Annotated in this window: 12 protein-coding genes; 2 read left to right on the plus strand and 10 right to left on the minus strand. The window is 52.4% G+C overall.

Annotated elements, in window-relative coordinates:
- The 8 genes from ACSV5M_RS17010 to ACSV5M_RS17045 are packed head-to-tail and all read right to left on the minus strand — an operon-like array spanning window position 1 to window position 6,988.
- Complete coding sequence (locus ACSV5M_RS17010) at window positions 1-354, minus strand: cupredoxin domain-containing protein (protein WP_439177594.1); 354 nt, start codon at window positions 352-354, stop codon at window positions 1-3.
- Window positions 332-1,768 carry a sensor histidine kinase gene (locus ACSV5M_RS17015; RefSeq protein WP_439177596.1) on the minus strand — a complete coding sequence of 479 codons (1,437 nt, stop codon included), beginning with the start codon at window positions 1,766-1,768 and terminating at the stop codon, window positions 332-334. Before ACSV5M_RS17015 ends, ACSV5M_RS17010 begins: the two co-directional genes overlap by 23 nt.
- Window positions 1,765-2,424, minus strand: a complete 660-nt coding sequence (locus ACSV5M_RS17020) for a response regulator (protein ID WP_439177598.1) — start codon at window positions 2,422-2,424, stop codon at window positions 1,765-1,767. The genes ACSV5M_RS17015 and ACSV5M_RS17020 overlap by 4 nt, the downstream gene beginning before the upstream one ends.
- Before the next feature lie 15 nt (window positions 2,425-2,439).
- On the minus strand, window positions 2,440-3,084 hold the full coding sequence (locus ACSV5M_RS17025; protein ID WP_439177600.1) for a hypothetical protein: 645 nt from the start codon (window positions 3,082-3,084) through the stop codon (window positions 2,440-2,442).
- A gap of 22 nt (window positions 3,085-3,106) precedes the next feature.
- Entirely contained in the window at window positions 3,107-3,946 is an 840-nt protein-coding gene (locus tag ACSV5M_RS17030; RefSeq protein WP_439177601.1) for an SDR family oxidoreductase, read from the minus strand.
- A gap of 31 nt (window positions 3,947-3,977) precedes the next feature.
- Window positions 3,978-4,649 carry a TenA family transcriptional regulator gene (locus ACSV5M_RS17035; protein ID WP_439177602.1) on the minus strand — a complete coding sequence of 224 codons (672 nt, stop codon included), beginning with the start codon at window positions 4,647-4,649 and terminating at the stop codon, window positions 3,978-3,980.
- Entirely contained in the window at window positions 4,636-6,201 is a 1,566-nt protein-coding gene (locus ACSV5M_RS17040; protein ID WP_439177603.1) for an AMP-binding protein, read from the minus strand. The genes ACSV5M_RS17035 and ACSV5M_RS17040 overlap by 14 nt, the downstream gene beginning before the upstream one ends.
- Window positions 6,194-6,988: a thermostable hemolysin gene (locus tag ACSV5M_RS17045; protein ID WP_439177605.1), complete on the minus strand. Its 795-nt coding sequence runs from the start codon at window positions 6,986-6,988 to the stop codon at window positions 6,194-6,196. Before ACSV5M_RS17045 ends, ACSV5M_RS17040 begins: the two co-directional genes overlap by 8 nt.
- 209 nt (window positions 6,989-7,197) lie before the next feature.
- Between ACSV5M_RS17045 and ACSV5M_RS17050 the strand changes: the two genes are divergently transcribed.
- A complete protein-coding gene (locus tag ACSV5M_RS17050; protein WP_439177607.1) occupies window positions 7,198-7,752 on the plus strand; it encodes a hypothetical protein in 555 nt (184 codons plus the stop codon).
- Complete coding sequence (locus tag ACSV5M_RS17055) at window positions 7,749-9,200, plus strand: LTA synthase family protein (RefSeq protein ID WP_439177608.1); 1,452 nt, start codon at window positions 7,749-7,751, stop codon at window positions 9,198-9,200. The genes ACSV5M_RS17050 and ACSV5M_RS17055 overlap by 4 nt, the downstream gene beginning before the upstream one ends.
- A 41-nt stretch (window positions 9,201-9,241) precedes the next feature.
- Here the strand turns inward: ACSV5M_RS17055 and map are convergent, their stop codons facing one another.
- Window positions 9,242-10,015, minus strand: coding sequence for a type I methionyl aminopeptidase (map, locus tag ACSV5M_RS17060; protein ID WP_439177610.1), 774 nt, complete (start codon window positions 10,013-10,015; stop codon window positions 9,242-9,244).
- A complete protein-coding gene (locus ACSV5M_RS17065; protein WP_439177611.1) occupies window positions 9,996-10,214 on the minus strand; it encodes a ParD-like family protein in 219 nt (72 codons plus the stop codon). The genes map and ACSV5M_RS17065 overlap by 20 nt, the downstream gene beginning before the upstream one ends.
- Between the last annotated feature and the right edge of the window lie 156 nt (window positions 10,215-10,370).

The raw sequence follows: 10,370 nt of genomic DNA on the forward strand, positions 1-10,370 counted from the left end.
TCAGTCCTCCACCCGAATCATGCCTTGCGCTGTCTTGGGATTAAATTCACCAAAAAACGGATAATCCCCCGGCGCCAGGGGGCCAATAAAAATTGTGGCCTTTGCGCCCCCCATGATGACTTTCTCCCGGTTGAGCTCGTAACTTTCAAATTCTTCCGGCGTCGTATCGCGATTGATGACAATCAATTTCACTTTGGTCCGCGCGGGCACAACCAGGGTTGAGGGATAAAATAAATGATCGCGTATTTCCAGGGTGAATATCGGCACTTCGCCCCGGGCCGAAGCGCAGGTTAATAACGCGCACAACCACAGCAAGCAACCGATTCGTCGGCTATTCATCCGCAGAAGTGTCATCGCCTAAAGTCCTGTGAGTGTGCGAAAGCGGATTGCTACGCATATTTTTTATATCCTGTGCGGAAGGCACATAGGCCGCAAAGGTGACCATTACAAACAGCCCGTGTTCGAAACGGGATGGCGTCAGGTGAATAGAGGCATCGTGCAAATCCACCACCTGTTTGACAATCGATAATCCCAGGCCGCAACCGGGTGTGTGGGAATAATGGCGATCACCGCCCACGCGATAAAACCGGTCAAATACCCGCTCGTGCTGCCCCTCTGGAATACCGGGCCCATTATCCATAACCTCCAGCACCACGCTGCGACCTCGCAACCAGGTGTTGACGGCAATGCGTCCACCGGGCGAGGTATATTTGATCGCGTTGCCCAATAAATTATTGACGAGTGATTCTAATGCAAGGCGGTCACCCATCACCCAGGATTCATCACCATCAAATTCAATATAATGGTGTTTTGCTTCCAGCGCGGCACTGTGTTCGGCGATCATTTCTTTCACCAGAGCAGTTAAATTGACCGGCTCAAACTGCCCCATAAGATGGTCCGGTGCCGTCCGATTAAGCACGAGGATTTGTTCCACCAGGTAATGCATGCGTTGAATACCTGCTTGTAACCGAAGGGCTGTATCCGATGGAACAGCTTGCTCCTGCAACAAATTATCGCAATGAATTTTCAGGGCCGCGATAGGCGTACGCAACTCATGAGCGGCATCGCCGGAAAAGCGTTTTTCGCGCGCAAAAGATGCGCCCAGACGACGCAGCAAATCGTTTGCGGACTGCGCCAGTTGGGCTAGCTCCACCGGCATGTCATGTTGGTCCAATGGATGCAAGTCAGTTGCTTCACGTTGACGTAATTCCTCCGCCAATCGGCGTATGGGTTTCAGCCCGATTGCCAATACCAGCCAGATGACCGCACCGATAATCGGAATGGCCAGCACCATCGGGTATACCGCTTGCAAGATCATCGACTCAGCCAGACGATAGCGCTGATCATCCCGCTCCGCGAGAATAAACCAGCTGTTGTTATCCGCACTTGGCGTTATCAATAGATGCCAACGGTAGTGATCAAAATTGACAAAGGTGAAGCCCGCTTTCAGTGGCGCCACCACCGTCATTGGCATGGCCGCCGACCGCGCTAATAATTGTCCATCATTAGCCACCCATTGAAGTTCGAGGGAGGCGCCCTGATCCAGCTCGCGCTCCGGCAAGAGCAAAATATCGTGCTGGTGTTGAACCTGTTCAGTTAATCCTGACAAGGCGTAGTTGAGCAAATCCACTTGCTGCATCATGCGTTGGTTAAACAAGCGCTCCGCTTCATCCATACTTCCCAGATAACCGCGCACCGCCGCAACAAAATTGGCCAGGGTCACTATGGCCAGCAAGGTAATAATCAGAAACCGGCGAATGGATCTCATGGATGGGGCACCATGTAGCCGATGCCGCGCACGGTACGAATAAATTGATCCGGTAATTTTTTGCGCAAATTATGAATGTGTACTTCGATGGCGTTACTGGCAACTTCATCGCCCCAGCTATACAACTTGGCTTCGAGACTTTCTTTGGTCTGGATAACCCCGACATGTTCAACCAGGGCTTTTAACAGCATGTATTCACGGCGGGACAAGGCCAAGGATTCTCCGTCCAGCCACACCTGTTGATGCGTGGTATCCAGATTCAAAGCACCCACGCTGATGATGGCAGAGGATGCATTACCAAGCCGCCGTTCAAGCACCCGCAACCGGGCGAGTAATTCTGCGCGCGCAAAGGGTTTGGTGAGGTAGTCATCGGCACCGCAATCCAAGCCGGCCACCTTGGCGTCGGTGCTGTCGCGCGCGGTCAGGATCAATACTTGTGTGGGTAATTTTTTTTGTCTCACCAGTTTCAGGACCTCCATGCCATCCATGTCCGGCAAACCGAGGTCGAGCAATAATATATCCGGCGGTTCAGCCACGAGATAGCTGCAGGCCGCCTTGCCGGATGACAACCAGTTCACCACAAAGCCAGCCTGCCTGACCGCATTGATAATGCCATCTGCCAATAAGGCATCGTCTTCTACCAGCAGAATTTGCATGCTTTAGCGTACCTGTCACAGATGTTTTTTCGCCGCTGCGATACCCCGTTCAATTTCTTTTCTACGGCCTTCATCCGCCGACTCCCGCCCTGGGCGTGGCGGCGCTGCCAATGCTTTTTCAAACACCTGCAACGCTTGTTGATAGTGCTTCTGATCCAGTAAAAAATCGCCGTAAAAATAATTCGCATCAATGCCTTCAGGATTATAGCTCAAGCCTTTTAATAACATGGCTTCGGCTTTTTTATGGTTGCCAAACCCCAGCGGCCAGCCCGGCACCTGATAATACAGCGAACCTAAACTGGTGTAAGCAGAACCCGCCATAGCATCCGGCGCCAGGGTTATGGATTGTTCAAACAAACTCTTAGCCTGCTTGACTTGATCCAGTGCGCCCAGACCGCCTTTCGCTCCCGCATAGGTTGAACGAATGATTCCTTCCCAGATGAGATAAGGCGCCTCTTGCGGATGGCTGGCACGCAATTTTTCGGCTTCGGAAACCAGCGCGTCAAAGGCTTTTTCCTGTTCTTTTTCCGGCAATTGATATTTGATCTCGGCCCATCGGGTTTGCAGATACACAATATCTGCTGCCAACTCTTCGGCCTGAAGGTTTGTCGAGATCCAGGTTGCCATCACAATGCACATGATCTTCAATAATTTTTTCATAAATCACCTCATGAATGACTGATTACAGGGAATGCGTTGACGTTGTCGGCAAGGCTTTCGCGTTGCCTGCTTGAGCGAAGCGGCGAATGACGGGTAATTGATTGCGCAATGCCAGATCAATTACCCCTGGCAACAGGCTGTTAATCCAAAGAAACAAACGCTCCGGCCAACCGATATAACGATCATGCATGTGCGTTGCTGTCAGCATCTTTTCCAGTTCCGCAGCCACTACCTCCGGCGCATCCACCGCATTACCCAACTCCTGATTCATCGCATTCACCCTGGCGCTGTTGAGATCGGTTTGTGTCGCACGTGGAGCAAGGTAGGCCACCTGGATAGGGCTATCACCTAACTCACGGCGCATGGCCTCACTGAAACCGCGCAGCGCAAATTTACTAGCGCAATACACGCTGTAACCCGGATAACCCAGGCTGCCGAAGCTCGAACCCAGATTCACAATTCGACCGTCGACCGGGTTCATAAAAGGCAAAACCAGGCGAGTCAACAGCAGCGGTGCGGTGACGTTGGTTGCAATAAGCCGCTCTATCTCGTGCGTTTCTGTATCCTGTAGCAAGCTGAAGACATTCACTCCGGCGCAATTAATTAGACCATCGAGCGGTTCCTGCAATGCCATCAAGGCAGTGCGAATAATATCGAGGCCGGCCGATGTCGTGATGTCCGCGGATAAGACAAAACCACCGCCAGCACGCAGATTTAATTCACGGGCCAGGTGATTCAGCCGCTGGGCCGAACGCCCCACTAAAATCAACCTGACACCGCGTTTTGCAAGCCGCCGCGCAATAGCGTGTCCGATCCCGCCACTCGCACCTGTCAGCAAGATAAGTTTGTTAGATAATTTCATCACACACCTCCCCGGTTCAGGCAGCGGTACATCAGGCAGCCGCCATCGAAGGCAACTGCTCAATCGAACGGAAAATATTTGCATAAAGCTGGAAGAACATCCTCGCTGCATGCACAACGTCATCCTGATCCTGTTGATCGGTTAAACCATTCATCAGTTTTGCAAAAAATATCATGTGCTCCTGATCCAGGCTGCCATGAGAACGCAGGTAGGAAAACGCCTGGTTGGGCAATTTGAGATGCTGCTGAATGATGTCTGCGGCCTGGGTCGCTAAATTTATACTGGTACCTTCCAATACAAACACCATGCCGAAAAATGCCATCGGGTTGTTGCGCATAACCGTATCATAAGCGTAAGCCACCATTAATTCTGTCGCGGGATTGGGTCGACTGTTGCGCACGTTTTCTTTATCTTCGCCACAGCTGGCGAGATCGTTCAGTATCCACTCCTGATGACCCAATTCCTCTTCAATGTATTCCGCAATAGCGACCCGGTAAGTTTCCTTTGCCATGGGCAGACGACTACCAACCGCCATCAGCAGTGGCACCGTGTGCTTGACGTGGTGATAGGCTTGCGTCAGGAACGCAATATATTCCTGCAAGCTGAATTGCCCTTGGCCGATGCAGCGTTTGATTAATGGAGAGTCCAACAAATAGTGGCGTTCTGTTTGAGTTTCCATTTGCAGGCGTTCAAAAAATGTCATAGATAGCTCCCGTAACGTATTGAGCTGGTTTTTGTTGATCTGGAATGGGTTGAGTTTGATGAACGGGTTGCTCCGCAAACAATGCCTCAATGGCCTGTGCGTAGCGGGAAGCAATGGCCGGCCTGCGCAAGCGGCCGTTATCAGTCAGTAAATGGTTTGCGGGCGTAAAGGTTTCGGGTGTGAGAAAAAATTTTCTGATGCGCGCGTAATCCGGAAGCCGGTCATTGACCTGAACAATCGACTGTACTATTGCCTCAGGGCTGTCCTCCGGTGTGGTCGGTACAATGATGGCGGCGCAGTATGCCTGCGCGTCGCCCAGGACTATCACTTGCCTGATGTGCGGACTCAACAGTAATTCGGCTTCTATCCACTCCGGTGAAATATTTCTGCCGTAACTGCTGATTAACAGGTTTTTACGGCGCCCGGTAATAAATAAAAAACCTTCTTCATCGATATAACCGAGATCACCGGTATCGATCCATTCATCTTGCGCGCCGGTCTGGTCGAGATAGCCGCTGAATCCGTTGCCGCGCACCTGAATGACACCGTCCTGAATCTTTACCTCAACATGCGCCAGGGGTTTGCCGACACTGCCGACTTTATCTTGCGCCGCATGATTCAGACTGACCACAGACGCGCACTCGGACAAACCATAACCTTCATATACCGGCATGCCGGATAAACGCGCCTGTTGTATTAATTGTCGCGGCGTGTGCGCACCGCCCACCGCGATAAATTTCAGCGAGACCGGCACTGAATAACCACGGGACGCCGCCATCACCAGCGCCTGCAGAATTTGCGGCAGCACGATCAGACTGTTCGGTTGGTATTGGTGCATCACTCCCAGCAGGGTCGGCAGCGATAGTTGCGAACTGCCGTGCAATCCCAGTGCGGCGCCTGCAAAAACCAGAACGCACTGTCCCAGATAAAGCGGCACATACACACCGGCAATATTTTCCAGCAGTGTGCTGAGGGGCAACAGGTTCAGGTGTCGGTGTAATGTCGCACGGGTTGTAGCGGGATAAAATCTGTCCGCCAATGCGAGCGTTGTCTGTTCAATCGCCTGATGCGAAAGGCAAACACCTTTGGGGTTTCCCGTCGTGCCGGACGTAAAGGTAATCTTTGCCAGGGTGTTAGCAGTCTTCTCCAATTCCCGCACAGGATCGCCTTTTGTATCAAGCGAGATAGCGTCAATGGGTGTGGCCGTTCGTTCCCATGAATGAATAACCGGCGCAATATCGCCACAGGAAATAACGCCGTCCAGGCGTGCGCTCTCCATCACATGCTGTAGCTGCGTTGCAGAAAAAAACTGCGGTAGCGGCACCACAGTGACGCCTGCCTGCCAAGCCGCCAGGTCGGCAATAATCCACTCCGGGGAATTTTCACCCCACAAGCCCACGCGGTTTATTCGTTGTTGCCCCAACCATTGCGCCAACAAATTTATCTGTTGGGTAAGTTGCAGGTAGTTCAACGACCGGTCACTGGTTTGCAATGCAATAGCATCCGGTGTGCGGCTAGCATGGGCATGTAGTGCAGAGAGAATTTTATTCATCAGCGGCACCGGCATCCTGAGAACCAACTGAAACCTGCTCGTTATTCAGGAGCAGAAGTGCCTGGTATTGCAAACACACCTTATTGATCTGGCTCTCCATCATTGACACCGCAGCGCGATACAACGAGTTGGTCCGCGCCTTACTCACGGCTGAACGTACATCACCAAACATCACCCGCGGCTGGCGCTGGTAATACCGCCCCCAACTTTCACCGGCATCGGGCAACTTGCCGGGGTCCGCGTCAGTAAGCACCACCGGCGCGTAGCGCAAACGCGTGAGCAAGGCTTCAACTTCGCGCGTTGCGGTAAATAACACCCAGTGATAACCCAGGCGCTCGATCACTTCACTGAGAAAGATAAACAGCAACAGGCTGCTGCCTTTCCAACTGGAGACCAGATTACCGATCTCTACAATTCGATGACGTTCAATCGTGCAGCCAAGGCGGCTGGCGATAACCGCTTCAATAGGTTGCGTCAGATAACGTTCGGCAAATAAATATTGGGGATGCGCACCCTGAACCGCAGGAGCCAGCCCGACAGCCGCGCTATAGGCAGCATGACACCGCAAGCCGACAATCAACGGCAAAAAGTGGGTTACATGCGCGTCGTGTACCTGCAAGAATCGTTGGTAAATATACTCTTCAAGTACTGCCCGCTCGCTATCAGGTTGGTTATCCAGGGTGCGATGTGCATGTAGGGTGAAATGGGGTTTGGTGATCAGTGGCAGATGCGGAATTTGCCAGGTTTCTGCACCGGCATTGTCTATCGAGTCAGTCACGTCTTTCATAGCGGCAACCTGTAGCAATGTACTTCAGGTTGCACGATAGAACAGCAAACTTAAGGAAAACTTAACACCTCGTGGCGCCAGGAATTTGCCACAGCCACCCGGCAGGCCAGCGCAAAGAAAATGCGTCCTATCTGCACTCTAAGCGCCTTAAGTTTGCCTTAAGCTGCGGCCCTCATACTCTGTTAATCCCGTATGAAGATGGCCCACCTATGAATACCCGATTGCAGAAGCAGCCGTTAATTGCCCGCATCAGTGGACCATTTCAGCTGCTGTTTATTTTTATGCTGACAGGCCTGTTGCTGCTCAGCCTGGCGCGACTGACGCTGGGCGGGTGGCAACACGAGCGTGTGCTGGCGGTAATTGATTGGCCCACATTCTTGCTCCAGGGGCTACGCGCGGATTTGATTATTATCGCGTTATGGTTGGTACCTCCCGTTATCCTGGCGCCACTCTGGGCCCGGAAAACCTTTCAACGAAGCTGGTGGATCTTTACCTACAGCTGGAGCTTGCTCGGGTTAATCCTGCTGATCTTTATCGAGTTGGCGACACCTGGATTTATTTTGCAATACGACGTAAGGCCTAACCGCTTATTCCTGGAGTACCTGAAATATCCCAAGGAAGTTTTCAGCACTCTATGGAACGGCTTTCGCGGCTTTTTCGTCGGCGGCATGCTGCTCACGCTGATCTCCGGCCTGTTCATTGCGCGTGGCTTGTATCGAACAAATCCTCATTCCACTATTGGCCAGACACACGGCTGTGGTTGACATGGCCCCTGGTGATCCTCGCCCTGTTTGCCGCTATCCGATCAACGACGGATCACCGTCCGGCCAACCCTGCACTCTTCGCGATTACCAGCGACCCTCTGGTTAATTCCCTGATAATTAATTCAAGTTATTCGGTGTTGTATGCGGCTTACAGTTTGAAGCATGAAGCCCATTCCAGTGATGTTTATGGCCAGTTGCCTCGCGCCGAGATCATAAACACCGCCCTGGATTGGCCCTGGTTAAAGTCCTATGAATTCCGCAGCCATCAGTACCCCACCCTGCACGAACAGATCAGCACTAAGCCACGCATCAAACCGCTCAACCTGGTCATTATTCTGGAGGAAAGCCTGGGCGCAACCTTCGTTGAATCCCTGGGAGGTTTGGCGGTAACCCCTGAACTTGAAAAACTGAAAGATGAAGGCTGGTGGTTCGAAAATCTTTACGCTACCGGCACCCGTTCTGTGCGCGGGATTGAAGCGGTGGTGAGTGGCTTTATGCCGACTCCTGCGCAAAGCGTGGTCAAATTATCTTTAGCGCAACAGAATTTTTTTACGCTGGCAGGGCTGCTGAGCGAACGCGGTTACCACACACAATTTATCTACGGCGGAGAAGCCCATTTCGATAATATGCGCGGCTTTTTTACGGGCAATGGTTTCAGTGATATCGTTGATCTGGAAGATATGCCTGCAGCGACTTTTATCGGCAGTTGGGGCGCCAGTGACGAAGACCTGTTTACAACGGCCCACCAACAATTAACACAACTTCATCAAACCCGGCAGCCTTTTTTCAGTTTAATCTTTACGTCATCCAACCATGCGCCGTTTGAATTTCCGGATGCGCGAATTACCCTGTTCGAGCAGCCCAAACAAACCGTTAATAACGCCGTAAAGTATGCAGATTATGCGCTGGGAAATTTTATGCGCAGCGCCAGAGCCAGTGATTATTGGCAGGACACATTATTTTTGATCGTCGCCGACCATGACAATCGGGTCTACGGACAACATCTAGTGCCCATAGAAAAATTTCACATTCCGGCACTGGTTGTCGGCGCCGATATTCAACCCCAACGTATTCATCCGGTAGCCAGTCAAATTGATTTGGGGCCGACCTTATTGAGCTTGATGGGCATCACGTCTGTCCACCCCATGCCAGGGCGGGATTTCACGCAGGATATGCACAGCCCCGGCCGGGCAATAATGCAATTTGAGGATTATTATGCGGTGATGGAGCAAGAGCGGTTCACTATCCTGAAACCCGATCAAACCGCCGTTGCTGCACATTACGATGCACAATCCAGAACGTTATCGCTTGATCGGCAACCACCAACACCGGCATCAGTGAAACGGGCCCTGGCGAATGTACTTTTACCGTCACTGTTGTACCGCGAGCGCCGCTACTCGAATGCTGACCATCCGGCCTCTGTCAATGTCACCAGGGTGAACCGTTAAACAACGATTCTCCTTCGGTCTTGGCGTGTGGCCGGATCACATCACGGCAGCTCTTCCGGCCGCAGCGTCAACACCTCAAATCCATTCGCAGTCACGGCAACTGTGTGTTCCCACTGCGCGGATAATTTTTTATCGCGGGTTACCACGGTCCAGCCGTCCTTCAGGGTTTTAACCCGGTAATCGCCCTGATTGATCATCGGTTCAATGGTAAACACCATGCCTTCACGCAAGGTCACACCGGTACCGGGTTTGCCGTGATGCAAAACCTGGGGTTCTTCGTGCATCTGCCGGCCGATGCCGTGGCCGCAGTATTCGCGCACAACACTGTAGCCGGCGGCTTCTGCATGGTGCTGGATCGCGTGGCCGATGTCGCCCAGGCGGGCGCCGGGTTTGACCTGGCGAATACCGGCCCACATGGCTTCGTAAGTCGTCTTGACCAGGCGCTTTGCGACGGGCGATACCTCGCCAATCAGATACATCTTGCTGGAGTCGGCGATAAAGCCGTGTTTTTCGAGGGTGATATCTAGGTTGACGATACTGCCGGATTTCAATTTCTCATTGGCCTTGGGCATGCCGTGGCACACCACCTCATTCACTGAGGTATTCAGCGCGTAAGGGTAATCATACTGGCCCTTGCTGGCCGGGCGCGCCTGTAAGTCGTTGGTGATAAAGCTGTCGACGCGCTGGTTGATCTCCATGGTGGTAACGCCTTCGCGGACAAAGTCATCCAGCATGGTAAACACCTGGGCGAGTAATTGACCGGCGTGACGCATCTTCGCGAGATCTTCCGCGTCTTTAATCCTGATCGAGTTCATCTACCAGCTCCAGCAAGGGCATGGTGCCGGTTTTAAGCAACCGGCGGGTCAGCTGTTGATAATTAAGCGTCGGATGCAGTTCCGCCAACATGCCGATGCGCATCCAGTATTCCGCTTGCGCATTGATCGAGCGCGCCATCGCGCGGCTGGCGTCGCGCAGGTCATCGTGCAGCTCATCGGTGATTTTGATGATGCCCATGGGGATTCCTCGGGGATGGAAATATATGGAATATATATGGTTTGTATATTCTGGACAACGGGGTGTCGGATTACGCCTTCGGCTAATCCGACCTTGTATCTCTCTGAAGAAGTTGATTAGCTACCAACTTCAACACCCGAGCCGGGTGAATGCGTA

The sequence above is a fragment of the Cellvibrio sp. ARAG 10.3 genome (genome assembly GCF_051846955.1).
In the GTDB taxonomy this organism is placed as follows: Bacteria; Pseudomonadota; Gammaproteobacteria; order Pseudomonadales; family Cellvibrionaceae; genus Cellvibrio.

What these genes read in the sequence shown, in the direction of transcription:
- ACSV5M_RS17010 (WP_439177594.1), bottom strand. Translation starts at nt 354, where the DNA reads ATGACACTTCTGCGGATGAATAGCCGACGAATCGGTTGCTTGCTGTGG.
- ACSV5M_RS17015 (WP_439177596.1), bottom strand. Translation starts at nt 1,768, where the DNA reads ATGAGATCCATTCGCCGGTTTCTGATTATTACCTTGCTGGCCATAGTG.
- ACSV5M_RS17020 (WP_439177598.1), bottom strand. Translation starts at nt 2,424, where the DNA reads ATGCAAATTCTGCTGGTAGAAGACGATGCCTTATTGGCAGATGGCATT.
- ACSV5M_RS17025 (WP_439177600.1), bottom strand. Translation starts at nt 3,084, where the DNA reads ATGAAAAAATTATTGAAGATCATGTGCATTGTGATGGCAACCTGGATC.
- ACSV5M_RS17030 (WP_439177601.1), bottom strand. Translation starts at nt 3,946, where the DNA reads ATGAAATTATCTAACAAACTTATCTTGCTGACAGGTGCGAGTGGCGGG.
- ACSV5M_RS17035 (WP_439177602.1), bottom strand. Translation starts at nt 4,649, where the DNA reads ATGACATTTTTTGAACGCCTGCAAATGGAAACTCAAACAGAACGCCAC.
- ACSV5M_RS17040 (WP_439177603.1), bottom strand. Translation starts at nt 6,201, where the DNA reads ATGAATAAAATTCTCTCTGCACTACATGCCCATGCTAGCCGCACACCG.
- ACSV5M_RS17045 (WP_439177605.1), bottom strand. Translation starts at nt 6,988, where the DNA reads ATGAAAGACGTGACTGACTCGATAGACAATGCCGGTGCAGAAACCTGG.
- ACSV5M_RS17050 (WP_439177607.1), top strand. Translation starts at nt 7,198, where the DNA reads ATGAATACCCGATTGCAGAAGCAGCCGTTAATTGCCCGCATCAGTGGA.
- map (WP_439177610.1), bottom strand. Translation starts at nt 10,015, where the DNA reads ATGAACTCGATCAGGATTAAAGACGCGGAAGATCTCGCGAAGATGCGT.
- ACSV5M_RS17065 (WP_439177611.1), bottom strand. Translation starts at nt 10,214, where the DNA reads ATGGGCATCATCAAAATCACCGATGAGCTGCACGATGACCTGCGCGAC.